This is a genomic window from Granulicatella elegans, assembly GCF_020735385.1.
In the GTDB taxonomy this organism is placed as follows: domain Bacteria; phylum Bacillota; class Bacilli; order Lactobacillales; family Aerococcaceae; genus Granulicatella; species Granulicatella elegans_B.
This window is the reverse complement of record NZ_CP085953.1, coordinates 674,059-699,671: the sequence shown is the minus strand read 5'-3', so window position 1 is coordinate 699,671 and position 25,613 is coordinate 674,059. Positions and strand designations below refer to the sequence as shown.

27 protein-coding genes and 3 pseudogenes are annotated in these 25,613 nt (G+C 34.6%); 7 read left to right on the top strand and 23 right to left on the bottom strand.

What is annotated here, in order from left to right; translation table 11 throughout:
- Positions 1–80: 80 nt before the first annotated feature.
- Positions 81–2,033, top strand: a pseudogene (locus LK443_RS03480) (PBECR4 domain-containing protein); the annotation flags it as partial.
- Between the two features lie 289 nt (positions 2,034–2,322).
- Here LK443_RS03480 and LK443_RS03475 read toward each other — a convergent pair.
- The 17 genes and pseudogenes from LK443_RS03475 to LK443_RS03395 form a co-directional block, all read right to left on the bottom strand.
- Positions 2,323–2,664, bottom strand: coding sequence for a hypothetical protein (locus LK443_RS03475; RefSeq protein ID WP_227932133.1), 342 nt, complete (start codon positions 2,662–2,664; stop codon positions 2,323–2,325).
- Positions 2,665–2,713: 49 nt separating this feature from the next.
- Positions 2,714–3,115, bottom strand: a complete 402-nt coding sequence (locus tag LK443_RS03470) for a hypothetical protein (protein WP_227932132.1) — start codon at positions 3,113–3,115, stop codon at positions 2,714–2,716.
- On the bottom strand, positions 3,112–3,336 hold the full coding sequence (locus tag LK443_RS03465) for a hypothetical protein (protein WP_227932131.1): 225 nt from the start codon (positions 3,334–3,336) through the stop codon (positions 3,112–3,114). The genes LK443_RS03470 and LK443_RS03465 overlap by 4 nt, the downstream gene beginning before the upstream one ends.
- 506 nt (positions 3,337–3,842) lie before the next feature.
- The gene (locus LK443_RS03460; RefSeq protein ID WP_227932130.1) at positions 3,843–4,202 is read right to left on the bottom strand and encodes a hypothetical protein; all 360 of its coding nucleotides are present in this window, start codon (positions 4,200–4,202) and stop codon (positions 3,843–3,845) included.
- A 2-nt stretch (positions 4,203–4,204) separates the two neighbouring features.
- Positions 4,205–4,465, bottom strand: coding sequence for a hypothetical protein (locus LK443_RS03455; protein WP_227932129.1), 261 nt, complete (start codon positions 4,463–4,465; stop codon positions 4,205–4,207).
- Positions 4,466–4,473: 8 nt separating this feature from the next.
- Positions 4,474–4,848 (bottom strand): hypothetical protein, encoded by a 375-nt coding sequence (locus tag LK443_RS03450; protein ID WP_227932128.1) that lies wholly within the window; start codon positions 4,846–4,848, stop codon positions 4,474–4,476.
- A 64-nt stretch (positions 4,849–4,912) separates the two neighbouring features.
- Positions 4,913–5,452 (bottom strand): T6SS immunity protein Tdi1 domain-containing protein, encoded by a 540-nt coding sequence (locus LK443_RS03445; RefSeq protein WP_227932127.1) that lies wholly within the window; start codon positions 5,450–5,452, stop codon positions 4,913–4,915.
- Positions 5,453–5,465: 13 nt separating this feature from the next.
- Entirely contained in the window at positions 5,466–5,864 is a 399-nt protein-coding gene (locus LK443_RS03440; RefSeq protein ID WP_265416433.1) for a polymorphic toxin type 15 domain-containing protein, read from the bottom strand.
- Positions 5,865–5,927: 63 nt separating this feature from the next.
- Complete coding sequence (locus tag LK443_RS03435) at positions 5,928–6,380, bottom strand: hypothetical protein (protein ID WP_164376060.1); 453 nt, start codon at positions 6,378–6,380, stop codon at positions 5,928–5,930.
- A gap of 9 nt (positions 6,381–6,389) precedes the next feature.
- Complete coding sequence (locus tag LK443_RS03430) at positions 6,390–6,983, bottom strand: DNA/RNA non-specific endonuclease (protein ID WP_227932126.1); 594 nt, start codon at positions 6,981–6,983, stop codon at positions 6,390–6,392.
- 25 nt (positions 6,984–7,008) lie between these two features.
- A complete protein-coding gene (locus LK443_RS09515; RefSeq protein WP_416217883.1) occupies positions 7,009–7,305 on the bottom strand; it encodes a DUF6985 domain-containing protein in 297 nt (98 codons plus the stop codon).
- Positions 7,306–7,368: 63 nt separating this feature from the next.
- Positions 7,369–7,512, bottom strand: coding sequence for a hypothetical protein (locus LK443_RS03420; RefSeq protein ID WP_227932124.1), 144 nt, complete (start codon positions 7,510–7,512; stop codon positions 7,369–7,371).
- A gap of 46 nt (positions 7,513–7,558) precedes the next feature.
- On the bottom strand, positions 7,559–8,230 hold the full coding sequence (locus LK443_RS03415; protein ID WP_227932123.1) for a VOC family protein: 672 nt from the start codon (positions 8,228–8,230) through the stop codon (positions 7,559–7,561).
- A gap of 12 nt (positions 8,231–8,242) precedes the next feature.
- A pseudogene (locus tag LK443_RS03410) lies at positions 8,243–8,546 on the bottom strand (nitroreductase); the annotation flags it as partial.
- A 192-nt stretch (positions 8,547–8,738) separates the two neighbouring features.
- The gene (locus LK443_RS03405; RefSeq protein ID WP_227932122.1) at positions 8,739–9,509 is read right to left on the bottom strand and encodes a MurR/RpiR family transcriptional regulator; all 771 of its coding nucleotides are present in this window, start codon (positions 9,507–9,509) and stop codon (positions 8,739–8,741) included.
- A gap of 79 nt (positions 9,510–9,588) precedes the next feature.
- The gene (locus tag LK443_RS03400) at positions 9,589–10,926 is read right to left on the bottom strand and encodes a 6-phospho-alpha-glucosidase (RefSeq protein WP_227932121.1); all 1,338 of its coding nucleotides are present in this window, start codon (positions 10,924–10,926) and stop codon (positions 9,589–9,591) included.
- A 24-nt stretch (positions 10,927–10,950) separates the two neighbouring features.
- Positions 10,951–12,515 (bottom strand): annotated as a pseudogene (locus tag LK443_RS03395) (PTS transporter subunit EIIC).
- Between the two features lie 238 nt (positions 12,516–12,753).
- Between LK443_RS03395 and LK443_RS03390 the strand changes: the two are divergent.
- Positions 12,754–14,463: an IS1182 family transposase gene (locus LK443_RS03390; RefSeq protein ID WP_227932120.1), complete on the top strand. Its 1,710-nt coding sequence runs from the start codon at positions 12,754–12,756 to the stop codon at positions 14,461–14,463.
- A 580-nt stretch (positions 14,464–15,043) separates the two neighbouring features.
- Here the strand turns inward: LK443_RS03390 and LK443_RS03385 are convergent.
- From LK443_RS03385 to LK443_RS03370, 4 genes are all read right to left on the bottom strand, one after another.
- Positions 15,044–16,438: a D-alanyl-D-alanine carboxypeptidase family protein gene (locus tag LK443_RS03385; protein ID WP_227932119.1), complete on the bottom strand. Its 1,395-nt coding sequence runs from the start codon at positions 16,436–16,438 to the stop codon at positions 15,044–15,046.
- 122 nt (positions 16,439–16,560) lie between these two features.
- Complete coding sequence (locus LK443_RS03380) at positions 16,561–17,091, bottom strand: DUF924 family protein (protein ID WP_227932118.1); 531 nt, start codon at positions 17,089–17,091, stop codon at positions 16,561–16,563.
- Between the two features lie 59 nt (positions 17,092–17,150).
- Entirely contained in the window at positions 17,151–17,972 is an 822-nt protein-coding gene (gene larE / locus LK443_RS03375; protein WP_227932117.1) for an ATP-dependent sacrificial sulfur transferase LarE, read from the bottom strand.
- A gap of 27 nt (positions 17,973–17,999) precedes the next feature.
- The gene (locus LK443_RS03370; protein ID WP_227932116.1) at positions 18,000–18,662 is read right to left on the bottom strand and encodes a Crp/Fnr family transcriptional regulator; all 663 of its coding nucleotides are present in this window, start codon (positions 18,660–18,662) and stop codon (positions 18,000–18,002) included.
- 162 nt (positions 18,663–18,824) lie between these two features.
- Between LK443_RS03370 and larA the strand changes: the two genes are divergently transcribed.
- From larA to larD, 4 genes are read left to right on the top strand one after another with little or no spacing between them, the layout of a single operon-like run.
- Entirely contained in the window at positions 18,825–20,102 is a 1,278-nt protein-coding gene (larA, locus tag LK443_RS03365; protein ID WP_227932115.1) for a nickel-dependent lactate racemase, read from the top strand.
- A gap of 9 nt (positions 20,103–20,111) precedes the next feature.
- Positions 20,112–20,855 (top strand): nickel pincer cofactor biosynthesis protein LarB, encoded by a 744-nt coding sequence (larB, locus tag LK443_RS03360; RefSeq protein ID WP_227932114.1) that lies wholly within the window; start codon positions 20,112–20,114, stop codon positions 20,853–20,855.
- Complete coding sequence (gene larC, locus LK443_RS03355) at positions 20,852–22,150, top strand: nickel pincer cofactor biosynthesis protein LarC (protein WP_227932113.1); 1,299 nt, start codon at positions 20,852–20,854, stop codon at positions 22,148–22,150. Before larB ends, larC begins: the two co-directional genes overlap by 4 nt.
- A gap of 37 nt (positions 22,151–22,187) precedes the next feature.
- On the top strand, positions 22,188–22,919 hold the full coding sequence (larD, locus tag LK443_RS03350) for a D/L-lactic acid transporter LarD (protein ID WP_227932112.1): 732 nt from the start codon (positions 22,188–22,190) through the stop codon (positions 22,917–22,919).
- A gap of 168 nt (positions 22,920–23,087) precedes the next feature.
- On the opposite strand, the gene LK443_RS03345 is transcribed toward larD, so the two are convergent.
- Positions 23,088–23,258 (bottom strand): hypothetical protein, encoded by a 171-nt coding sequence (locus tag LK443_RS03345; RefSeq protein ID WP_227932111.1) that lies wholly within the window; start codon positions 23,256–23,258, stop codon positions 23,088–23,090.
- A 179-nt stretch (positions 23,259–23,437) separates the two neighbouring features.
- Here LK443_RS03345 and LK443_RS03340 point away from each other — a divergent pair, with 179 nt between their 5' ends.
- Positions 23,438–24,001 carry a hypothetical protein gene (locus LK443_RS03340; protein ID WP_227932110.1) on the top strand — a complete coding sequence of 188 codons (564 nt, stop codon included), beginning with the start codon at positions 23,438–23,440 and terminating at the stop codon, positions 23,999–24,001.
- A 232-nt stretch (positions 24,002–24,233) separates the two neighbouring features.
- Here LK443_RS03340 and LK443_RS09370 read toward each other — a convergent pair whose 3' ends face one another.
- A complete protein-coding gene (locus tag LK443_RS09370) occupies positions 24,234–25,346 on the bottom strand; it encodes an LPXTG cell wall anchor domain-containing protein (RefSeq protein WP_265416432.1) in 1,113 nt (370 codons plus the stop codon).
- Between the last annotated feature and the right edge of the window lie 267 nt (positions 25,347–25,613).

Here is a 25,613-nt window from a genome sequence, read left to right as displayed (position 1 = left end):
TACAATATTCTCTAGACTTGTGCAACAGGTAAGCCACAAAGAATTAACGATTCAAGACTAAACGTGTTTTTTCTCAATAGTATTTAGAAGAGTTAGCAAATAGTAAAGTCTATTATTTCTACTCAAATAATGGAAAAGTAAATTTGTTAGATGTTAGTTTTAAACAAGAAAACTTTTTACACTTAACAGGAATCAGACCTATTGTGGAAGGGAAAAAAGCTTCAGATTTTGTAGTTGATTTTGAAGAAGGAAGAGGAAACTATAACCAAATAATGGTTAGTAATAGTCTAAAAGAAAAATTACAAGTCATTCCCATGTTGGAGGATATTCTTGATTCTAAATCGTTTGTATTGGATAACTTAGATGAGGTAAGAATAGCACAACGGCTTAATTTTTCAGAAGCTATTAAGAGTAAAGATGAAGACTTCCTACTTCTTTTCAAAGATATAGGAGAAGAACGTGTCCCTGCATCTCTTATCAAAATTAAGAAAGATTTAAAAGTTGATGTGGAGAAAACCGATGGAAAAGTTATTCTTGGTATCTTCCATGAACGTAATGGCCACATTGAACAGCTATCAATCAATGAGGACTATATTAAAGATGGGGGCAAAGAATTGCAATCCATTATGGAAAACGGCTTGTTTGAGGCAATTCAACCAAATGAGATTGACAAAAATAACTACAATGTCCGCCTTCAATGGGCAGAAAAGCATGATGGTGGGCCAATTTTACCTTTTAGCGAAACAGAGTTGGTTGATTATCAGTCTTTTGCAACAGAGCTATATAAGCAGAATAATATCTATTACGAAAAGCATCATGCAAGTGTAAGTGATCGAATGAACCAGGTAGAAGGTGCTTCCTATACCCCTTTTACAAAGGTTCAATTTGACTTATACAGTCCTGAAGGTGAACTGATTCAGGATAGCATCCGTTACAATATTGGTGAGGAGATTAATCCAATCGCTCATAAAGAAAGACTTGGTACACGAGAAATGAGAGAGCATCCAGAGCTGATAAAGCTAGATGGGGCATTATTTAATCAGTATCATCTGGAGAGATTAGCGAGTGAACTAGATATTTCTCAGTTCAGTTACGCTTTGAAAGATACTCCTTATGCCGATCAACTTTTATCCCAAGTACCTTATGGAGTGTTAGAAAATAGTCCGATTGGTTTTTCGGATAGTAGTCATGATAGTCGTCTTGGCTTTATCTCTTTTGATGGAATGGATAGTGTTGAGGTAGACAATTTATCTGCTTGGTTTGAGAAGTTGGGAGTTAGAGATTCGCCTCAAGAACAAGTAGCTCTTGTAGAAAAATGGCAAAATGAAATTAAAGAATTATCGGAAAAAGTTGAACAAACCATTGTCAACGTTCTAGATAAATTTGAAAAAACACAAGTCAAGAATTCACAAAATACACTAGATAATCCATACGAAAAAATTTATCAGTATAACCGAAAAGTTGAGAGAGATCGTGATTTGGATAGTGATGGTATTTCCAATTCTGATGAGATGTTGCAGGGAACAGATCCATACAACAGTGCCTCTAACCTTCATAAAAAACAGGAAGATAGAGAAAGAAGGACAGATGTTGAAGCTGAAACTGGAGCTATTATAACCAATGCAATTGCTACTAAAAGTTCAGAACAAACTATTTCCCAGTTAGTCGCAAATAAAGATACAAAAGCTTTAGCTGAACACTTGAAAGAGGGAATGAAGAACTATTTAGATTCAGAACAGTTTAAATCGTTCTTGGATACGATGAGTAAGTTTCACAACTACTCACTCAACAATATTCATTTGCTGAAGATGCAAAATCCTAATGTTTCCCGTGTTGCAAGTTTTAATAAATGGAAAACGGATTTTGAAAGAACAGTTAAAAAGGGTTCTAAAGCTCTGAAGATTTGAGTTCCTTACCAAGTGAAAACTAAGATTTCCGCTAATCAAAATGAGTTGAGTTTTTCTCCATCTGAGAATGAAATGGGAGAGAAAGAAGTCACTGTTACTCGATTCAAGTTAGGGAATGTCTTTGAGGGCTTGGATTGCAGAGTTTGTCCGATACTTGTGTCATCATAATAGCTATAGGACACAGCACCGTCCGTATCCTTTTCTGCTATCAAGCGCCGAACCTTCTCAGAAATTTTAACCAGCTCTTCTACTCGCTTGTCAAATCCGGTTGAAGCTGTTCCAGTACTATAGGCTCCTGCTTGAACATTGGTGTAATTCCCATAGCCACTGCTTGAGATTGTGGAATTTTCAGTGAAGCCTGTCAGGGCTTATTGCATCGTCTTCCAGGTCGATGAATGAAGTTCTACGTCTTTGGTCATTGGTCACCTCGCGGAATCATTCCCAGAGTTTCTAAATTTTTTACTAGAGTAGGATTAGAAGAAAGACCATTTAGAAAATCATCTCTCAACTGAGCATCTTGTTGGAGCCACTGTCCCATCATACTTAAAATTTCACTATTGGCTCGCTGATATAAATCTCCAACTTCATTCACTTTGTTGAGCATTTTAGAATAGTGATCCATTGCTTTCGAGGCTTCTCCACCTTCATAATATTTTGTTTCAGATAGGCTCTTCAATTTTGGAGCCAAATTATTTTGAAATGAAACCTTAACTGTGGTGATGTAACGCATGATTGCCTGTAGTTCATCAGGATTCATGACGATTTTTTTAGATCCACCACTCCCATGACAAAATTTAGACATGGATTCAATTCTTCAATAGAACTTCCGCTTTATCTGAATTTAGAAAGTCTTTCAATATATTCAAAGTTTGTTCGACTGATTCTTCATCACGGCCATACACTCTTTTTATACTCTTATCATCAATAATCTTGGATAAAAAGGTGATTGAAAATCTCTGTTCATCAGTTTGAGTGAACCAAATGTTAAACAAGCCACCCTCTCCTGCTTCCAATTGCGTATTTTTACCGGTTGACGAAATACCTATTGTCATATGATAACCGTTATACATGAACGGAAAATTAAAATTTTCATCTTCTCCTTCATTAATCGTAATTGTATCAAGATTAATCGAAAAAATTTTCTCTAAAGCTTGTTTGACATTCTGATAACCTAAACTATCTCTTGTAGGCAAGTATACTTCGCTCATTTATAAGCCCTCCACATATTTCCAAAATTCTCAAACTTATATTCATTTTCTCTTAGAATATTCATTTCATTCATAAATGATTCCCCTTTACCAGTCGTATGAAATACAAAATCTGCAGCTTCTGGATTGGAACTCAATATAAAATTCTTTCCTTCCTGAATCTGTTTTAGCAAGAATTCATCATTTACTTTATAAGCTAAGTCTGGATCCACTTTCCACATTGCATTCCATCCATCATTTCAAGCATCAAAATAAGTCCAGCCATTAGCATGAGCCACTTGCTCATAAGAAGTTACACTATTAGGTTGAAAATAACCAAGTAAGGCGGTATTTGATTCTGTATTGTGTGTTGTTAAATCAGTTAATTTAGCAACATCAATTTCTGTATAATTTTTTTCATAGTTTCCTTATAACTAACAATATCTATCTCATTAAATCTGTCCATAGTAGAAAGAGGCTTTTCAAAAAACTTAACTATGTTTTCTGAAAGATCATCTACACTATCATCGAGATTCCTCGCGAAAGCACTGAGATTGTCTGCTAAATGAGATGACTTCCCACCGCTCTCTTCTGGCTTCCATAGACTAGACGGGCATTCTCATCAAAAAGACCAGCCTCATAGCGTGCAACGGATGATGGTCTGAGCCTACTGCCTAAGAATTTTCTTATAATACGTAAGAGACAAAGCAAGAACTCTGCCTCTTATATTCTTTAATGTAGGGAATGATTACTTATCGTCTGCATCAGAAACTTCATGAGCTTTTTTCAACAATTCTTCAAATTCTTTTTCGGAGAAATAGTGTCTCTTTCTATCTGTATCAATAAGAAGAAATTCTGGATTATCTCTTAAAAATTGTATATTAGCATCTTCTTGACTAATTTTTGATTTCCAAAATCCGAAATTAGCATAATTAATTAATTCTTCACCATCATGTTTTCCTGCTAAATAGCTATCCACTGCTTCTTTAGAGATTTCTTTAACAACCTCTGGCATGGTGATATTGAAAGTTGGATACTTTAAAATATACTTACCATTGGCTTCATAAATTTCTAACATATCACCTTTTTTTGTTGGTATTTCTTTCATTATTATTCACTCCACAATTCTTTAATGTTCAATTTATCTTTAGGAACTCTGTCAATCACAGATTCTGGAACACCGCCCGGATAGGTCTTACCACCCGGACGCCATTGAACATTCCCGCTTGCTCCGCCCTCATTGCCACTTGGAATCCTCAGATTTTCAACTTCCTTAGGTTCGATCATAATTGGATTATTTCCAAGACTACCTTTATCAAGTCCAAAAAGTTTTTCAAGTACATGGGGATCACCATCAGCTCCCTTGACCATAGCTTCAGCTACATCTTTTGGAAAGACAAATGCCCATCCGGTCGACCAAAATAACCTTCTTTTTGAATCCAATAATCATTTTTAGCAAAAGCTGGCACCCCTTCGTCAAATAAGGCATTATGTTCTTTAATATAATTAGAACTCAAATATTGCTCCGGATCTGGTCGTTTAATTGTTTCACTTGGTTTAATATTGACTATCTTTTCTGATTGTCGTTCTGATAATCCTGAATCCGGAAAACTTTTCTGCAAATTATGCCACTCTAAGGAGAACCGGTTGGCTTCCACAACATCATCCACACTACCATCTAGATTCTTCGCGAAAGCGCTGAGATTATCTGCTAAATGAGATAACTTCCAGCTACTACTATCTACTAGTTGCATTAAGCCAGGTTCTCGATAGTGATACTAAGTTGCTTTTGATTAGATTATCAAAACTATGACCTCTTTAATCTCCGATAGGACCAGCCAATTGAGTAATCAGTAAAATATGTTCGTACATTTTTACCTTATCCAGATGATTCACGTCTTTAAAGCCACCTAAAACCAAAAGTGGCACAAAACCAAAACACTGTGTATAATCAAGCGAGCCATATTTCTCTATCGCCTTATGATAAAGCGGTAGGTTAAAATAATCATCTGTAAAACTTTCATCAGGTAAAAATTTGATAAAAAGCGATAAATTTTCTAAAAAAATATCAAATGTACCATCTTTATATTTAATAATCCCCAAAAATTCGTTCTTCTCCCAAGTAATAATATCCCCAAAAGCTGTCGCAAAAATGGGAATGGAAATATCCCCTCTGAAATAGGTCTCCTGAACCAGTTCAAGATATTCATCCGGATTAATCACTTTCAGATAACCGTCTAAAAAGGTTCCCAAACCATCTTCTTCCCAGATTTGAACCAGCTCTGACGGAATTTGATTCTTGTACTTTTCAATCACTTCTTGAGGCATGGCTGCCACTCTTGTAAAATCTTTTAACATATAGACTCCTTGTTTAATAAGTTAAGCGAACATTTAGATAGGTAGTTTGTAATTGCTCTGGTGTCATCTTCTCAACCAAGGCTTGTATCTGCTCATCTACGGCATCAATCCGATATTTCCATTGAGAACCGATGGAAGAATTAATTCTCTTATCCCCCATTCCGCCAATCTGATCGGCATAACCTCCAGCTATCTGGTCTGGATTATGAAGAGCTGCTTGAGTATCCATCCATTTTTGGGCTTGTTCCTCAGCAACATCAATATCTATACCTTTATTAACCAACTCTTCTATTTTTTCTTCTAAAGCTGTTTCCCTAGCCGCTTTCTGTGCCGCATTTCCTTCAATCGCTCGACCTTCGGCAATATATCGTTCGCGATTATCAAGATACTCTTTAACGGTAAGCTCGTTCATGCCTTTTTCCTGATCAGTGAGCTGACGTGCAAACTCCGGTTCATTATAGCTGAAAATTCATCTTCAAATATCATGATGCCCTTCAACTTCTTCCTTCACTTCATTGTACCATTCCATGAAAATATCTTCAGGAGTTAGTGAGTCAGAATTTGAATAAAAAATTTCATAAGAATATTTAGCATTAGCTTTTTTATTCACATTATCATATACCAATTTCAGTTGAGTTGGGGCTTGTTTTTTATCCTCTTGAAATAATGTTATAAATCGCTCTAAGTCACTTATTCCAATTTCTAAATATTGAAACATTCTATCTTTTGTTAAATTTTCTATACCAAGCTGGTCTAGTTTATTTATCGTATATACTTTGTTATCTTGAGCAAAAAAACTGTTAAAAGATAAGGAATTATTCTCGTAAGAACCGTATATATATGCAGTATCAATTTTATCTTCTGCTAGTTCAAGAGCTAAACTAATCATATCTGTTTGAATTTCTGATAACTTATCTTCAAAAATCATTTTTCACCTCTAATTTTTTATTCTTCTGCTAAATGGAAAACCCTCAATTGTGTACCTCACATCAAAACTATCCGGCTTCAGACTATCGCCAATATAATTCACTTTGACATTGACTGAAACATCCTTACCTTCTTCCAAAGCTTTGGCCCATTGATTTTCCAATTTTTTATAATCACTCAAGTTCACATCGCTCAACTGTGAAACCAAATTATCAATCTCCGGAGAACCACCAAACCAATCTCCTGCCAAGTGACCTGCATGGTCACCCGGTAACTTACCTGGAGTGCTAGAATCGTGAGGAAGTCGGCCATTTCGTTCTGTCAATTGAAGTTCTGATGCATTCCAATCTGTCAAGCGTCCTAGACCATCTGTTTGATAGAGATATTCAAATTCGCCTGTTTGATATTTGACATTCGGTTTTAGTTTCCCAACTTCATCCACACTACCATCTAGATTCTTCGCGAAAGCACTGAGATTATCTGCTAGATGAGATAACTTTCCTCCACCACTTGATAGAACACCATCTGCTAGTTGAGGCTCCAGCCCAATATTCAGACGGAAGTTCTGTGCGGCTTCACTTAAAACATTATCTGCATGGCGCAAACCATCGCTTAGAGCATCTGCCGAATTAGATGGTCGAAGATTGTCTAACTGTTAGGAGTATATCCTGATAACCAATTTCAGACAATACACCATTAACAAATTTTATTCCTATGCCATTTTCTTTATCCCAATCACACTCACATAAAAAACCAAACTCTTCAATATTTTCATCAAAAGTTAAAGGAAACATGATTTGTTTGGGTTGCAACAAAGAATAAATTTTATCTTTGTCTCCAATTATATCTAAAAAATATTTTTTTTCGTTATTATTCGTGTAGCTTGAAACAAGATCTGATATTTCACGATTGTAATATGATATAATTGCAGAATCTGCCTCTTTTACTATTTCATCTAAGTGATTATTGAAAAATATATAAGCTTTTTCCTAATTAATTTCAAATTCAGCATCTTCATCCGCATCAATATTGATTTCCAAAACATGGTGCTTATTGAAAATATCTAGAGAAATATCTTTTGTCCAACCGTAATTAAATTTTATTTTACCAAAAGTCTTATGATTTACTTCCATTGTTTTTTACAACCTTTCTTTCTATAAACCTAATAGTTTTTTAACCCTATTCTCCTATTTCAACATCTTTAGCAAATGTCTTTGCTCTTTCAATCGTATCTCGATACAATTGTTCATCTTTGAAATTAACGGTATAGTAAGCTAATCCTCGCATTCCTTCTGTTCTAGTGGTTAAATTTTGCTCATCCCTTTCATTGACTGCTAAATGATGGTGATAATTTCCAGAGGCTAACCATGAAGCAGAACGAACAGAGAATTTATCTTGAACTTGAAGAACATTTTGATAAAATTCGCTCGAAACACCACTCTTACGAACCGATAGACGAACATGCCCCATTCGGCTTCCTTCTGGCATTTGATAAGGACTTTCTAAAGGAGTGGCTAAACGATATAATCCTTCTGCATTCATCGCTTCTGTTGTCCCAATAATACGGCCATCTTCTCTAATATCCCATTCAGAAACAGGTCTATCGCGATAGATTTCAATTCCATTTCCTTCTGTATCTTCTAAAAAAATCGCTTCGCTATAGTCATGATCACTCGCTCCAATTAATGGAACCGAACGATCTACAAAATGTTTAAAAATCTGTGCCAAATCTTCTCTAGAGGGGAGTAAAATCGCCAAATGATAAAGGCCATAACTACTAGCAACATCCCGTAGTTCCTCAGTTTTGATTAATCGAACTAAAACGGTCTTGCCTACACCTAAATCAATCATCGAATCATCTTAATCTTCATAAAATAAAATCGTCCCTTTTGCTTGCGCAAATCCTGCCAAACGTTGTTTTGTAGTTTCAAACGCTTCAACAGGTGTTACTTTTTCTAATTCTGAATAAGCAATTTCATTCCAAAGTGCATCTGATTCTTCATCAAATAAAATCACAGCACGAGTTGTTTGTGAATGGAATGCTGATGGATTTTGAAGAATAGCTCCTTGAATTGTTTCTACCAATTCTTGATTAGAAAGTTCCACATTTTTTCCTAAATCATAAATTGAACGGCGTTATTTTTTGTAATTCTGTAAAGTTTGTCATATATATTTCTCCTTCTATTCTGAACTAATTTAAGAGTTAATAATCGGTTTTCCTACTCTTTGATAAAAAGTATACACAAAAGAAATCAGCAATATCTACTTTTATGCATGTGAAATATTTTTATATAGAAACAATTTTCGCCATAATAAAAAAACGACGAATACATCGTCGTTTCATAAGATAAATAATTGTTTAAGAGGATTCTTTGCGTTTATAATCCATATATCCAAAAGCAAAAGCTTCAATTAAAACAAAAAAAGAAGAGGCTGTCTGTATCCACCAATCTTTAGGTAAAGGACTGCGACTAGTTGTAGCATACAAGTTAAAATCTGATTTTCCAGATAACCAATTATTCTGTAAACTGGTAATTGAGACAATTTTGCTTTTAACAAGTTCTAATTGATGAATGATAGATTCTAACCGATTATTTTCTCCAGATAATGATAAAACAAAAACGATATCTTTTTCAGTTAGTCTCTCAAGGATTCTTCTGAACTCGTTGGAGTTACCATTTCCAGGAATGATTTGCAGAGGTTTACCAATCAAAAGAAATAATCGTTGTAATTCTGCTGCCTGATTTTTTTGTGTAATCCCTGTTGTAATGACGTAGATATTATCTACAGAATCAATAATTTGATAAATTGGGAGCCAATTGCGGTCTTTCAAGATGTTTAATAAACGTTCTATGTCTTTAATTACTTGATTAGTAAAAGTTATTTGCTCATCAAAACGTTCTTCATGATCTTGCCATTTAATGAAATTTCTAAGTTCGGTGAATCCAGTAAACCCTAATTTCTGTGAAAAGCGTATAACTGAAGACTTTGAGGATAAACTATTTCTAGCAAATTTAAGTGTACTCATAGTGGGAATTATATCGATATTTTCCATGATATAATTACACATTAATAACTCTGTTTCGTTTAAATCAGCATAATGTTCGTTTACTAAATCTGTAAAGTGCATAATAGTACTCATCCTATCTCAAATAAAATTCTTATAGTATCTTATCCATTTTTATAACATACTTTCAGATAGAAGACAATTAACTTAATGTTGGCCACCACTCTTGATTTGCTTCAATTAGCTCATCTAAAATTTGTTTTGCGACTTTAGCTGAAGGAACTGTTTTTGATAGAGTCAATGCTTGCCATAATTTTTGATAAGATTTTTGCTCATAAGCATCTACTACTAATTTTTCAACTGCTACTTGTTGTTCAATCATTCCTTTTTGGAAATGAGGAATTTTACCCATACATAGTGGTTCATAACCACGTTTACTTACAATACAAGGCACTTCAACCATCGCATCATCATCTAAATTAGCAATTGCTCCGTCATTTTTTACAATTAATAGCATACGTTCGTAGGTATTGTAAGCTAATGCTGCTGCTAAATGTACAATAAACTCTGCATGTTCGCCAGCTTCAATAGTAGTATCTTTTGCTGATTGATTGTCTGCGACCCTCTTGCATTCAGCAAATACATTTTTTTCACGATTATCCATTACTTCATTTGCCCGAGTATAATCAGGATTGGCATGAGAAACTACATAATCGGAGTATAAATAGTATTTTAAGTACGTATTAGGTACAGTTTCAGGATCAACTGCATAAACATCTTTTGCTTTTTGGAAAGTGTCCATCCAGCTGGCTTCTTCAAGTAAAGGATTACTTTCCTCAGTAGCAGAAGCATACCCATATTTTTGTACATGCTCTTTTAATCTTGGCATTAAATCATTGCCCTCTTTGTCATACATTTCAGTCCACCAGCCGAAATGATTCAATCCATAATATCGATCAACAATTTCAAGTTCACTATCGAGCCCAAGAATATCAGCGATTGATTTCTTAATAGCTACAGGCATATCACAAATATTAATGATTTTTGCATTTGGTCGCATACGACGTGTTGCTTCAGCAACGATTGCAGCTGGATTTGAATAGTTTAACATCCAAGCATTTGGGGAATATTTTTCCATATAGTCAATCAGCTCAATGACTCCCGGAATAGAACGCATTCCATAGGCCATTCCACCAGGTCCACAAGTTTCTTGTCCTACAACACCATATTTTAAAGGAATTTTTTCATCTTTTTCTCGCATTCTTAATCCACCTACTCGGATATGAGCCATGACAAAATCAATATCTGTAAATGCTTCTTTGGGATCGGTTGTTGCAATAAATTCAATTTCTGGGGCTCTTTCTTTTACAATCACCTCGCAAGCTTTGGCAACAATATCCTGACGTTTCTGATCATTATCGTAAAACTTCAATGTGCGTAAAGGGAATTTATCTTGATTTTCAATTAACATCATAACAATTCCCGCAGTATAAGTACTTCCGCCTCCTGCGATAACGACTGATTGTTTTTTTCTTTCCATATTTAATCCACTCCTTGATTCATATTATTCTGTAATTCCTAAGACATCGCATACTTCTTCTTTGAAAGTTTGTACACCCATACCAATAACAACTTGAATATTTTTTCCATTTTCAACGATCCCTTTTTGTTGAGAAACTTTTTCTAATATCCCTTTTTCAACTTTGTTTTCGTCTTTTACAGTAACTCTTAATCTTGTAAAACAATTTGTTACATGTTCAATGTTATTTGGACCACCTAATCCATCAATGACTAAAGTAACGTCATTAGAATTTAACAATTCTGATTGACTATTTTCTTCTACTTCTGAGGTAGTTATAACATTATCTTCAGCGGCTAATTCTAAATTCTCTCTGCCAGGAGTTTTAATATCTAATTTTCTAATCAAGAAAACAAAGATTACAAACCAAATGGCACTCATAATAATTCCTACGATAATCACAATATAAAACTTGGTTACACTTGGACTAAATGCTGAATTTGATACAACGGTGTCTATCAATCCATAGAGCATATATGTCCTTGCGCCTAATGCCCATAAAAGTGTTTCTGAGATAGCAGTTAATACGCTATGAACGAACCATAGCAGAGGCGAAACAAATAAGAAGGTGAAATCTAAAGGTTCGGTGATACCTGCTACAGATGCAACAAACATTGAAGGTAAAACCATCCCTTTTACTTCATCTTTTCTTTCTTTTTTCGCACAGTAGATGATTGCTAAAGCAACTGCAATCGAACCAAATATTTTTACAAAACCGAATGTTGCAAATCTTAAAGAGGAATCTAAGCTAGTAATTGTGCTAGCATTAGCCAATTGCGCATAAAAAATGTTTACTGCACCACTATATACTTGCCCATTGATTTCTGCTGTACCGCCAAGTGCGGTAAAACAAAACGGCATCCATAATAGGTGATGAAGACCAGTAGGGATTAAGAAGCGATTTCCGAATGAGTACACGAATACGCCAATTAACCCTGTTGTTAAAATAAAGCCAGATAGTGATGAAATCAATCCATTGACAATTGGCCAAATATAACACATTGCTACTGCTAAAATTAAAATGACAGGAATAAGTAACATGAACGTAAAGCGAGATTCACCATAAATACTTAAGAAATCAACAAATTTTTTATCTGAAAATTTATTGTGGAAGTAACCAACTATACAACCAATAATCATTCCTAAAAATACATTCATATCAACAACTTGAAAACCTAACACCATTCCTTGCCCTGTCCCAAACAATCCCACTTCTCCTGGATTAGCGATTTGATTCGTTAGATTTAACCATGCATTATTCGCTGCTAGAAAAAAAGAAATGAAACCAAAGCGATGAGGGAGGCTTCAACCTTTTTCTTGTTAGCTAAAGAAGAAGCGATACCTATACAAAAAATTAATGATAAATTATTCAACATGCTATCCATCATGGTTTTTATCAATGTGCCAAATGTTTGTAGAAAACTAGGCATAAATTGAAGCTGTAAAACAACTGAAAAAGCTAAGAATAAACCCATAACAGCCATGAATTTTACAGGAACGATAACAGATCGAGAAAATTTTTGCATTGCTTGACTAATATTCTCTTTCATCAAAACAACCTCCTTATTTACATTTCTTAGATACGTATCTACAAAGTAATTTATCATATTAGTAAATCGCTTACAACGTATCGGATGAGGCTGGGCAAAAAGTCTCAAAAATAGAAGAAAGCACTATAAAATTCTGAAACAGGATTTTATAGTGCTTTTTAGTCTTATAAATTAAACATAGGAGTCTACCTCTGTTATAATAAGTTTGAATGAAATAAAATAAGAAAGGGTGACTCCTATGTACAAAAATTATACCACACCAACAGATACTTTAGAACTAAATTTTACATTAACCGTCCCTAAAAACCACATTGCTCAATTTATTAATCAGTTTGTAGATTCTATTCCAGATTCTATTATCTTTCCTAATACAACATCAAAAATGGGTAGACCTGCTCATCATCCTCGTATGTTATTAAAAATGATTCTCTTCGCTTATACTCGTTCTACGTATAGTGGTAGAAAAATTGTTCAATTAAATGAAGAAAATATTCCGATGCAGTGGCTTTCTCAACAAACTTATGTCTGTTACCATGTTATTAATAATTTTAGAAGTAATGAACAGTTTTCCTCTATCATTAAAAACATTTTCGTATACTTTACTTTATTACTCCAACACTATCATATTATTGATTCAGATAGTTTATTTATTGATGGTACAAAAGTTCAAGCAGATGCCAATCGTTATTCATTTGTATGGCGTAAAGCTATTGAAAGATATGATGAAGCTTTAAATGAAAAAATTAGTACATTATATGATCAATTAATTCAAAATCAAGTGAATATTGCTTTATCAGAAGAAGAAAAAATTACTGAATATGGTGTTCATGCCATGATTGAAGCTACTAATAACTCTCTAGAACAGTTAGAAGAACTCATTGAAGAAGAACCTAAACATATTGTTGGTGGTTCTAAAAACAAACAGAAAAAACGCTTGTTAAATTCTTTTAAACGTCAACTTGAAAAAGATTTTCTGCCTCGTAAAGAAAAATATACGATAGCTAAGGAAACATTTGATAACCGGAATAGTTATTCTAAAACAGATAACGATGCTACTTTTATGTGTATGAAAGAAGATGCCATGAAAAATCGAGAATTAAAACCTGGCTATAATCTTCAAATCGCAACGAATCATCAATATGTTTTAGGTTTTGATGTATTTCCTAATCCTACAGATATGCGTACTCTTAAACCATTTTTAAATTCATTTAAACTATTAGACAAATTTTCTATTATTATTGCGGATGCTGGATACGGTAGTGAAGAAAACTATCAATTGATTCTTGAAGAGTATGAAAAGACACCTTTGATTCCTTACACAATGTACGAAAAAGAACAAACGAAGAAATTTAAAAATGATCCATCTAATAGACAAAATTGGTATTACAATGAAGAGGAAGATTATTATATTGATCATTTAGGTGTAAAATTTAGTTTTAAATATTATTCAACAAGAAACGATAAGAATGGATTTACTCGTAGATTTAAAGTGTATGAGACAGATTCAATTCAAGAAACAGAAGCATTGGATGAATTAGCGAAAACTCCTACTGGACAACAACGTCAAATCCGTGTAAACCAAGTTTGGGAATCTTATAAAGAAACGATTAAAGAAGCGTTACATAGTGACCGTGGAAGTAGTATATATGCTCAACGAAAAATTGAAGTTGAGCCAGTTTTCGGTCAAATGAAGCGCAATTTTGGCATGCGCAGAACTCATGTTAGAGGTAAAAATGCAGTTCATAATGACATTGGTCTGCTCTTTTTAGGGATGAATTTGCAGAGATTAAGGAAATATATCTTAAATAATATGAATCAAGGGTGGTTTATCCCCCTTGATTTTACTGAATTTATTAAAAAGCACGTCCTAATTTTGATTTCAGTCAAAATCGGGACGTGCTTTCTTCTATTTTTGAGACTTTTTGCCCAGCCTCTGAAACCAAATTGATATAACGAACTTGAATTACTAGCAAGAGTTTGGTTTCAAATGGTGGACTTAAGATTGTCTTTGTGAGCTGTCGTATGGCGAAATAGATTCATTTAAGATAGGATATCTGGTGGAGAAATTCAATTTGTAAAACCATTTTTTATTTATAATCACTAAAATTACTTTTTTCATCGATACTGTCATGGTTTAGGTATCGCTTGAAAGATGATCATTTTATTCTATCGTGTACTTAATAAGTTTTTCTGATTCTGTTGCAAAGTTTTAAATCTACTATAAAATAAGGTAGAATAATAGCTCCTTGAATTGTTTCTACCAATTCTTGATTAGAAAGTTCCAAATTTTTCCTAAAGCGTAAATTGAACGGCGTTTTTCTTGTAAATCTGTAAAGTTTGTCATATTAATTCCCTCTTTTCTCTTATTTGTTAAATAATTTTTAGAGTTTAGAACTAGTTCTCTAACTCTTTGCGTTTTATTCTATATAAAAATAAATTCTCCATCAATAAAAACGTTCTATATAGAAATAGTTTTTGCTTATAAAAAAGAGACGACCTTCGTCGTCCCCACTCTTAACAAATCCATGCTACGCTTCTTGCGCATGTAAGAAACCTGTTACTTTTTGGAAGATATTTGCAAAAAAGTCTTGGATTCGGTGAATGATCTTTTCAACAAATCCTCTCGCTTGTCGATAGCTATCTGTCACAATATTCGATGGATCAATTTCATATCCTGCAAAAGCTGGTACATGACCTTCAGCTTGTCCATCTACATATCCCAAATCTTCTCCAGGCATTTGGAAATAAATATCTCCAATTGTTTTTCCTGCAGTGATAGGTGCTTTTAAAGCATTATTTTCATCTAATAATTCCTTAAATGGTTCAAAACGAACTTTTACTTGGCTCATAGCCGTTCCCTTTGGAACAGCTGCTACAAAATTATCGCCATAATCGACACTAATTTTTTCATCAGAACCGCCGTTAACTGGATAAGATTGGATATTTTGAACCGATTTCCCTGGAATTCCTACTACTAAACCTTCATATTTCTTGAATAATTCATCTAACATTTTCGCTGTTACTTTAAAACGATTCAAAGGTTGCTTAGACCCCATAGATACAACAATGACTGAAAAATTATTACGAGTTGCAGTTGTCGTAATAGAAGCTCCACTCATCTCAGAAGTCCCAGTTTTTAAGCCAGTTACACCCTCATAGCCAAATAATAACCCTGGAATTAAATAGTTAAAATTATCCATCTTTGTCATCCCAGCAGTTCCTGGTCTAAATTCCTTCGTTGCAACAGAAGAAATTTTTAAAATTTCTGGAAAATCTAATACTAAACGTCTTGCAACAATGGCAACAGAACGTGCAGACATACTATTTTCTGCATCATCACCAAAATTTGGATTTTTTTCTGTTGTTCCGTATTTATTTGGTAATCCTGTCGCATTCATAATCGTTGCATCTTGAATCCCCCAAGATTCAACTTTTTCCTTCATTCGTTCCACCCATTTAGCTTCACTGCCCGCTAAATATTCTGCCATTGCAATGGTTGCTGCATTAGCAGAATAAATGGAACTTGCTTCAAATAATTCTTGAATACTATATTTCTCATTTGGCCATAATGGAACATTTGATAAGGAATAATTGGCACTTAATTTACTTGCACGTTCACTAATGGGGATTTTTGTTTCCCATGTGATTTCTGAATTTTTAATCGCTTCTAATATTAAATATTGACTAATCATTTTACTCATCGAAGCAATGCCTCGAACATCATCTTGATTTTTTTCCATCAAAATTTTTCCACTTGTTTGTTCAATAGCAATGTAAGATGCTACATCTTCTAATGCGGCAATTTCTTCTGCTGTTTTAGGTCTTTCAGGTTCATCAGCGTGAACCCTTGTTTGCATCGGAGCTGCTAAACAACAAGCCAATAAAACTGTCACTACCGCCTTCATCCATTTGAATTTTTTCATATCTATATCTCCACAATTCTCTCTTTTGCCTATCCATCGTATCGAATTTTCTACGAAAAAACAACTCTATTTATATTAAGGTTTTATTACTTTTTTTAATCCGCTTTACAAAAAGTTTTTACTTAAAATCCTGAATGATTTTGAAGAAATTCTAACTCTTCTTCAGTCGATTTTCTTCCTAAAATTTCATTTCGATGCGGATAGCGTCCAAACTGTTCGATCATATTTCGGTGCATCTGTTCATATTTCGCACGCTTTTCCATACCAGGTTCGGAAAATAATTTTTCCGCTGCGTGATGAATCGCTAATGATTCTGAATGCATAAATGGCATATATAAAAAACTTCGTTCAATAATCGTTAATTTTTCGGAATAAGGTAGAGCTTCTTGAGCGAGTACAAGTGCCATGCCATCATATAAAAAAGCTCTCGCATCATCACGATATAAATTTCTAGAAAATTGATCCAATACTATAATTTCTGCTAATCTTCCTTGAATAGTCTTTCTCCAATGACTTAATTCTCCAGCAATAGCTGCTTGATGAATGTTAAAAAAACGTCGATAGATTTCTGAATCTACTGCAACGGATTTTTCAAACCAGTCTTTTGGTTCTAATTCCTCAAACCAAAATTGTAATACTTCTTGAGCTTCCATACTCTCCTCATTTCTATGCAAAGAAAGAAGAACTCCTTATCAAAGTTCTCCTATATCTCTTATCCAATTTTTGCTTTTTCTTTATCACTTAACACTTGATTCATTCGTCCATACTGGTAACCTGCTAAGTCTAATGCAACATAACTAAACCCAATCGAGCGTAATTTACTTTCAATTTCTTGACGATGCTCTAATAATGTAGGGACTAAATCAAGAGACACTTCAATTCTTGCTAAATCATGGTGAACACGTACACGCACTTGTTCAAATCCTAATTGAATTAAATACGCTTCTGCTTCTTGTACCCAACGAACTTTTTCCGCGGTAATTTTTGTACCATATGGGAAGCGAGATGCCATACTACAGGAAGGCACTTTGTTCCAATTTTCTACACCAAGTCTTTTGGCTAATTGACGAATTTCGCTCTTATATAATTCAGCTTCTTGTAATAAACTTCGAACGCCTTCCTCATTACGAGCTTTTACTCCTGGACGAAAATCATCCACATCATCCATAATCGTACCATCTGATAATACGGTAAACCCTTCTTTTTCTACATGTTGTTTAATCGTTTGATACAATAATTTCTTGCTGTAATACCAAATTTTAGGAGTATTTGCTGCAATTCTTGGATCTGATAATTCTTCCATTTCTAATCCTAGCACACGAGCTCCCATTTCATTGGCCAAATCAATTGCCATGTCAAACTCGTAATCCGGAAATAATTCAGAATTCACTACGGCCGCCAATACATTCTCACTACCAAGAGTGTCTAGTGCTACTTTTAATAAGTAGCTACTGTCAATCCCTCCTGAATATGTAATAACAATCTTTCCAATTTCATTTAATAGTTCTTTTAGCTTCAATTCTTTTTCATCCATATTGATTCTCCTTAACATTGGCTCTTATTAGCCTTCTCTTCCAGTAAAATCTGCTAAATAACTAATATCTTTAACAATAATTTTCTGATTTTTGATTTCGACAACGCCGTCTACTTTTAAATCATGAATAATACGATTCACACTATTGCGAGTAGAAATACCACAAAATCCTGCAATATCTTCATTCGTTACTGCAAAATCAATCAGTATCCCGTCTTCCGTTTGTACTCCAAACTGCTTTACTAATTTATAAATAAATGCACATACTGCACCTTTTTTTCCATTCATCGTCATATATTGTAAAGATTCGATATTTTCAGATAATTTTTGACGATAATATTCTCGAATATAGTCTTGCAATTTTCGATTTTCTTTAACATATTCCCAAAACTTAATACGCTGAATACGATAAAAACTTGCTTCATCTGATTCTACTCGTACATTAAAGGGGGCACAGGTATAATTCGATACTTCGTCTCTTAATAAGGAAATAATATCAATAGGGGTAATATACGCTAAGTTAAATTCCCGCCCATCTTTTAAAATGATACTTGTTTTAACAACCCCTTCTTTCAATACATATGTATAAGATTCCTCTAATCCGTGATACGCTAAATACATGTGCTTCTTCTTTTTAATCACAGGTGCATTATGCGATTCAAGAAAGTTGACAAGATAATTTTCTTCCATTTTTATACTCCTTTTTCAAAAATCCACTTGCATTTCTTAAACATTATTATCCTATTTACAAAAATATTTTTATTAACATATGTTAACATCATTTGTATTCACATACAAAGAAAAAAATTATATACTATATTGTGTTAGCTATTAACAAAGGAGATGTAAAAAATGGTAGACATTAAATTACCTTATGACAAACAACTAATCACTGCTAGCATTCCTGATAAAAATTTTGCAGGATTGTTAGAATCAGAAGCAGAAAATTTTTCAAATCCACTTTCTGAACAAGAAACTGTTGAAAAATCAATGGATAATCCTATTGGTAGTAAATCATTAGAAGAATTGGCAAAAGGAAAAAAAGACATTGTTTTAATTAGTTCAGACCACACTCGTCCGGTTCCTTCTCATATTATTACTCCGATTATTTTACGTCGTATTCGTAGTGTCGCTCCAGATGCTCGTATTCGTATTTTAGTAGCAACAGGATTTCACCGTCCTTCAACTCGTGAAGAGTTAATTAATAAGTATGGTCAAGAAATTGTAGATAACGAAGAAATCGTTATGCATATTTCAACAAATGATGAAGATATGGTAACCATTGGTAAATTACCTTCAGGTGGTGACTGCATTATTAACCGTATCGCTGCAGAAGCAGACTTATTAATCGCTGAAGGTTTCATTGAATCTCACTTCTTTGCGGGATTCTCAGGCGGACGTAAATCTGTATTGCCTGGGGTAGCTTCTTATAAAACGATTATGGCTAACCACTCTGGTGAATTTATCGACTCTGATAAATCAAGAACAGGTAACTTAAAACACAACTTAATTCATGAAGATATGGTTTATGCCGCTCGTACTGCAAACTTAGCCTTTATTGTTAACGTAGTATTAGATGGAGAAAAACGTATTATCGGTTCATTTGCTGGTGATATGGAAGAAGCCCACCATGTTGGATGTGAATTTGTTCGTAAATTAGCTCATGTTAAGAAAATTCCTTGCGATATCGCTGTTTCAACAAATGGTGGATTCCCACTTGACCAAAATATTTATCAAGCTGTTAAAGGAATGACTGCTGCTGAAGCTACTAATAAAGAAGGCGGCGTTATTATTATGGTTGCAGGATGTCGTGACGGACACGGTGGTTCAGGTTTCTATCACAACTTAGCGGATTACAACCATCCAAAAGAATTTTTAGAAAAAGCAATTAACACACCACGTTTAGAAACAATCCCAGACCAATGGACTTCTCAAATTTTAGCACGTATTTTAGTTCATCATCGTGTGATTTTTGTTTCTGATTTAGTAGATCCTACATTAATTACAGATATGCATATGGAAATTGCTAAAACATTTGACGAAGCATTAGCACGTGCCTTTGAAATTGAAGGTCCAGATGCTAAAGTTACCGTTATTCGTGATGGTTTATCTGTTATCGTTGAAGACTAGGTAATCATTATGGATAAAAAAGAGATTCTTATTCGCTTTCAAGAGGGACAGCTTTCATTAGAAGAAGCTGCCTCTCTACTAGAAGGCATCGACGATATGGGTTTTGCTTCTTTAGATCTTTCTCGTAATAAAAGAAATGGATTTCCAGAAATTATTTATGGAGAAGGAAAAACAAAAGAGCAAATCAAAAAAATTATTGAATCATTAGAAAAAGAAAATCTTCCTGTACTAGCAACTAGAGTGGATAGCGAAAAAGGAAAATATTTATTAAAAAAAATTCCTCACGGATTTTATTACGAAACAGCTAGAGCTTTTGTCGTTCATCCAACTCCAATTCAATCTGAACATTACATTGCTGTAGTAACGGCAGGAACAAGTGATATGCCTGTAGCAGAAGAAGCTGCGATTACTGCTGAAACATTTGGCAATCCTGTAAAACGGATTTATGATGTTGGAGTTGCTGGTATCCATCGACTATTCAATCGTTTAGATGATATACGTGGTGCTAGCGTCATTATTGTCATTGCTGGAATGGAAGGTGCTCTTGTGAGTGTAGTTGCAGGATTAGTAGATGTCCCTGTCATTGCAGTGCCTACAAGTGTAGGATATGGAAGTAACTTACAAGGTCTAACGACTCTGATGAGTATGTTAACTTCTTGTGCTTCTGGTGTGACAGTTGTCAATATTGATAATGGATTTGGCGCTGCTTATTCTGCTAGTATGATTAATCAGATTCGAGGTGTTTCATCATGACACATTTATTTTTAGAACCTTTATCTGGCATTAGTGGTGATATGCTAAATGGTCTCCTAATTGATTTAGGAGCTAGTTCAGACTATCTACAACAAGAACTTAAAAAATTAGCTGTAGATGGCTATCATTTACATATTCATAAAATTGCTAAAAGTAGTATTTATGGAATTGATTTTGATGTTCATTTAGACCATGGTGAAAAAGATCAAGGAGTCCATGGAGACTTCTCACATGACCACGATCATCATCATGAACACGATCATCATCATGGACACGATCATCATCATGAACATGGTCACCACCATCATCACGATGACGTTCGTGGATTACAAGAAATTATTGAAATTTTTGAGAATAGTACCGTTTCTGACTTTGTAAAAGAAAAAAGTATGGAAGTGTTCCGTGACATCGCTCGTGCAGAATCTGCTGTTCATCAAGTTCCAATTGAACACATTCATTTCCACGAAGTGGGTGCAATTGATTCTATTGTAGATATCGCTAGTTTCTTCATTTTGTATGAAAACTTAGGAATTACAAAAGTGTATAGCGCACCTTTAGTCGAAGGTAGTGGTACTATCAAAGTTGCTCATGGCGTTATGCCTGTGCCTGTACCCGCAGTCATGCAATTAAGAAAAGGAACTTCTATCTTAATTCATCAAGACTTTGATATTAAAACTGAACTGATTACACCAACAGGTATTGCCTTGCTCAAAGCGATTCATCCAGATTTTACTATTCCTGAAAACTTGGAAATTACTTCTGTCGGTTATGGATTTGGTAAACGAGATACTGGAAAATTCAATGCTCTACGTGGAAGCCTATGTCAGCCAACCACTCACTCGTTCAAAGAAGTACATCAATTAGACGATGATATTTATCAAATCGACACTACAATCGATGATCAAACACCTGAACAAATGGGTTATTTAATGAATTTCCTATATGAAAAAGGAGCACTAGATGTTACTTATTTCAGTGTTTTAGCGAAAAAAAATCGTCCCGCGATTCATGTAACTCTTCTAATTTCTCTCACACAATTAGAGGAATTTACTAACATTCTATTTGAACAAACAAGCACCATTGGATTTCGTTATCAAAAAATTTCAAGAAAAGTCATGCAACGAACTTTTCAAGAAGTCGAAACAAGTTTAGGAACGATTCGTGTCAAACAAAACACATACCAAAACATCTCTAAAACAACTCTCGAGTACGAGGATTGTGCCAGACTAGCCAAAGAACATCAATTACCAATTGGAAAAGTCTATCAACTATTAGAAAAAGAAATATTGTTATAATTTAAAATTAAAAACAAAAAGGAGTCTTTTATTTTATATGTTTACACAAGAATTTATTCACTTATTATTATCAGAATTTATGGGAACTGCCCTTATGATTTTATTCGGGGTTGGGGTACACTGTGACGAAGTATTGAAAAAAACTAAATATAATGGTTCAGGTCACTTATTTGCTATCACAACATGGGCATTCGGTATTACTGTTACATTATTCATCTTTGGTGGAGTTAGTATTAACCCAGCAATGGCATTAGCAAAAGTTGTATTAGGATTATTACCTGCTGAACAATTTATTCCTGTAGCAATTGCTGAATTTTTAGGAGCTTTCGTAGGTGCAGTTATCGTATGGTTCATGTATGCAGACCACTTTACAGCTTCTGAAGGTCAAGTAGATGGAATTGCGATTCGTAATATCTTCTCTACAAACCCTAACTGCCGTAACTTACCTCGTAACTACTTCGTCGAAGCATTTGCAACATTTATTTTCTTAACAGCTATTTTAGCTACTGAACAAGTGAATAAAGATCAATTAAACATTATTGTTGGTTTACTTGTATGGGCTATTGGTATGGGTCTAGGAGGTACTACAGGATTTGCGATGAACCAAGCTCGTGACTTAGGTCCTCGTTTAGCTTACCAAGTATTACCAATCAAAAACAAAGTAACTAATGACTGGCAATATGGATTATTAGTTCCAGGTACTGCTCCATTTATCGGTGCTGTAGCTGCTGCATTATTTGTTCGTTATTACTTAGGATATTTCATGTAAAACAAAAAAGCTACTAAAGGAGCGTTCAGTTAGGGATTGAAGAAAACAAAGTTTAACTGATCGCCTTTAAGCGGTACAAAAAGAAAAAACGACCATACAAGAGTAGAAATACTCCTGTGTGGTCGTTTTCTTGTACCTCATTATAACACATACCAAAAAGTATGTGCGCTAATCATAAGTTACAGTATCATCAGCTACCATCATTAAGGGTTGCTTTGAAGAGGAATCAACATAGTTCAAAACTTTAGGTGTATCTGCGGTAAATGAACCACCAACACGAAAGGCATTCTCAATGAACTTCCTTGTTTCAAGCTCTTTAAGTTTTTCTTCCTTAATCATTTGAACAAGTGCTTTCTTGCTCCGAAGCTCCGGACTGCCCTTCGAATAATCCTATCCAATTTCATTTCCAATGTAGTGAAATAATATGGTAGTATAAATATAGGATCAGAAAAAGGGGATATATACATCGAAAACACTTATGAAAATAAAAATAGTATCAATAGAGATAAGGAGAAAAAATGTTTATATTAGAATTATACCAAGATGGAATAAGCACAGAGCTAGGACTATTTGACACCATAGAAGAAGGAAGAAAATTTGTATCTCAACTTAAAGGATACAAATTTGAAGAGATAGACGGATTTGAATACGAAACTATAAAGCTAGATTCAATCTCAAACTACATGGAACTAGAAATAAATGGCAACATAGTACCACTAACTAAGTTTATGTTTACAGAAGATGACGATGTAGAAGTATATTGGAAAGAACTTCCAAACCTATCTAAAAAAGGAAAAGGAATCATAGAAGGTGCAACTAGAGTGGATGCCTACACAGTGGCGAATTCAGATTTAAGAGAATATATCGAAGTGAGAGAAAATAATTATTTAGAAGTAAAGAAAAATTTAGAAAAGAAAGGCTACCAAGTAGAAAGAGCCTACTTCGGATCAGAAGACGGAGAAGCAATCCTATTTAGAAAAAAAGATTCTGAAGATTGGCACTTCTTAACCCATCTGGATCCAGAATTCACAGAAGAATTTGATTTAGATGAATGTTTAGAAATGGTAGAAGAAGATCATTAAATTGAAAGCTAAAAACACTTAAGATTTTACATAAGCGATTTAAGTGAATATATCCCAATTAATAGAAAACTTCCATAAATGATTATCCCTGTACTGCTTAACCCCTGATGCGCAAGCTGGAGCATCATATTCTCAAATAACACTCACAAGATGACATACAAAAAGATGGCTCTAACATATAGCTAGAGCCATCTTCCAATAAACAATGCTAGTTACTTAAAACAAGCAGTGCCTACTTATTGTTTTCTTCCATCATTTTCTTCTTACGAAGAATTGCAAGTCCTGCAATTGAGAAGCCAAGCGCTGCGAGCAAGCCTGCATATGATGCTGATTCGCCTGTCTTAGGAAGCATACCAATACGCTTTTCAGGCTCCGGCTTAGATGCTGGTGTCTCAGGCTCCGGCTTAGATGCTGGTGTCTCAGGCTCCGGCTTAGATGCTGGTGTCTTAGGCTCTGGCTTAGATGCTGGTGTCTTAGGCTCTGGCTTAGGAGCTGGTGTCTTAGGCTCCGGCTTAGGAGCTGGTGTCTGCGGCTTCAATTTCGTCATAGGCACAGAATCTTTCGCTTTTTTAAAGCTTACTTCTATAGTGTGAGGCGATTTTACCGCATTGAATTCATATGAACCCGAAGCTGCAGGTTTGACGGTCTGTTCTACTCCGTCTATCTTCAGCGAAGCTATTACGTATCCTTTGTTGGGTGTAAAATCGTATTTCTGATTTCCTCCGTATGAGACTTCTGTCGTTCCGGCAGAAGTTATCGATCCGCCTTCACCGGCAGTTGCCTTTATAGTAGGATTAAGGTTTGCATAGACCTTATAAATTCGCTTACTGAATACTGTTTCTCCTATAGTTCCCGTCCTGTTTACGGAAATCACATTTCCCGATGTATAAGGAGTTTTATTGCTGTTGCGATTTTCCGAGAATGAAGAGACCCCCCCTGCAGGATCTTTGTAGTTTTCGTAGTCCTTGCCATTAAAAAACTGCTCGTACGTCCAGTTCTTAAAAATCCAACCTTCCTTTGCAACGGCTTTATACTCCCTTACGCCTGTAAGCTGAGGGAAAACTCCAAGCGAATTTTTGTACGTGATAGTTGTTGTGGCTGCAGGCGAGCCGTTATCGTCTTTTACAGAATAAACATGCAGCTCTGCGTCTGGTATAATCGGCTCCTGCATGTCTATTTCCGTATATTTGTCGTGACTTTGATACTCCCCAATACCACCTTGCCGATCTTGCTTAACTGTTTCTGCACTGCCATCAGCAAATGCTCGTGTAGTTCCAGCCATAACGCCAAATACTACTAATGTGGCCATTAATAGCCCCGTTTTCTTTTTTAATAATGTTTTCACCTTATATATCTCCTTATCAATTTATTGATATTCCTTTTATTGTTTTGAAAAATTGAATAAAAATAGTCAGAAACACGTACCTATCCATCAGGTATATATATTCTGCCAATTAAAAATTCTATGTGAAAAGAGACAGAGTTATGCTGTCTGTCAAGGATTTTGTCAGTATTTTCATGGCTTGTCAACCTTTTATGCGTAACTTTTAATACACTAATTATAAAAGATAAATTTTATATTGTCTATACTTTTTATATTCTAAATCATTTA

Excerpts from the sequence above, each read along its gene's own strand:
- LK443_RS03460 (WP_227932130.1), bottom strand. The coding sequence starts at position 4,202 with ATGAAAGAAATACCAACAAAAAAAGGTGATATGTTAGAAATTTATGAA.
- LK443_RS03465 (WP_227932131.1), bottom strand. The coding sequence starts at position 3,336 with ATGTGGAAAGTGGATCCAGACTTAGCTTATAAAGTAAATGATGAATTC.
- LK443_RS03405 (WP_227932122.1), bottom strand. The coding sequence starts at position 9,509 with ATGCACTTTACAGATTTAGTAAACGAACATTATGCTGATTTAAACGAA.
- LK443_RS03345 (WP_227932111.1), bottom strand. The coding sequence starts at position 23,258 with ATGATTAAGGAAGAAAAACTTAAAGAGCTTGAAACAAGGAAGTTCATT.
- LK443_RS03415 (WP_227932123.1), bottom strand. The coding sequence starts at position 8,230 with ATGATTGATTTAGGTGTAGGCAAGACCGTTTTAGTTCGATTAATCAAA.
- larE (WP_227932117.1), bottom strand. The coding sequence starts at position 17,972 with ATGGATGAAAAAGAATTGAAGCTAAAAGAACTATTAAATGAAATTGGA.
- LK443_RS03400 (WP_227932121.1), bottom strand. The coding sequence starts at position 10,926 with ATGGAAAGAAAAAAACAATCAGTCGTTATCGCAGGAGGCGGAAGTACT.
- LK443_RS03380 (WP_227932118.1), bottom strand. The coding sequence starts at position 17,091 with ATGGAAGCTCAAGAAGTATTACAATTTTGGTTTGAGGAATTAGAACCA.
- LK443_RS03340 (WP_227932110.1), top strand. The coding sequence starts at position 23,438 with ATGTTTATATTAGAATTATACCAAGATGGAATAAGCACAGAGCTAGGA.
- larD (WP_227932112.1), top strand. The coding sequence starts at position 22,188 with ATGTTTACACAAGAATTTATTCACTTATTATTATCAGAATTTATGGGA.
- larC (WP_227932113.1), top strand. The coding sequence starts at position 20,852 with ATGACACATTTATTTTTAGAACCTTTATCTGGCATTAGTGGTGATATG.
- LK443_RS03470 (WP_227932132.1), bottom strand. The coding sequence starts at position 3,115 with ATGAGCGAAGTATACTTGCCTACAAGAGATAGTTTAGGTTATCAGAAT.
- LK443_RS03450 (WP_227932128.1), bottom strand. The coding sequence starts at position 4,848 with ATGCAACTAGTAGATAGTAGTAGCTGGAAGTTATCTCATTTAGCAGAT.
- larA (WP_227932115.1), top strand. The coding sequence starts at position 18,825 with ATGGTAGACATTAAATTACCTTATGACAAACAACTAATCACTGCTAGC.
- LK443_RS03420 (WP_227932124.1), bottom strand. The coding sequence starts at position 7,512 with ATGGAAGTAAATCATAAGACTTTTGGTAAAATAAAATTTAATTACGGT.
- LK443_RS03445 (WP_227932127.1), bottom strand. The coding sequence starts at position 5,452 with ATGTTAAAAGATTTTACAAGAGTGGCAGCCATGCCTCAAGAAGTGATT.
- LK443_RS03475 (WP_227932133.1), bottom strand. The coding sequence starts at position 2,664 with ATGAATCCTGATGAACTACAGGCAATCATGCGTTACATCACCACAGTT.
- LK443_RS03455 (WP_227932129.1), bottom strand. The coding sequence starts at position 4,465 with ATGGTCAAGGGAGCTGATGGTGATCCCCATGTACTTGAAAAACTTTTT.
- LK443_RS03435 (WP_164376060.1), bottom strand. The coding sequence starts at position 6,380 with ATGATTTTTGAAGATAAGTTATCAGAAATTCAAACAGATATGATTAGT.
- LK443_RS03440 (WP_265416433.1), bottom strand. The coding sequence starts at position 5,864 with ATGAACGAGCTTACCGTTAAAGAGTATCTTGATAATCGCGAACGATAT.
- LK443_RS03370 (WP_227932116.1), bottom strand. The coding sequence starts at position 18,662 with ATGGAAGAAAATTATCTTGTCAACTTTCTTGAATCGCATAATGCACCT.
- LK443_RS03390 (WP_227932120.1), top strand. The coding sequence starts at position 12,754 with ATGTACAAAAATTATACCACACCAACAGATACTTTAGAACTAAATTTT.
- LK443_RS03385 (WP_227932119.1), bottom strand. The coding sequence starts at position 16,438 with ATGAAAAAATTCAAATGGATGAAGGCGGTAGTGACAGTTTTATTGGCT.
- larB (WP_227932114.1), top strand. The coding sequence starts at position 20,112 with ATGGATAAAAAAGAGATTCTTATTCGCTTTCAAGAGGGACAGCTTTCA.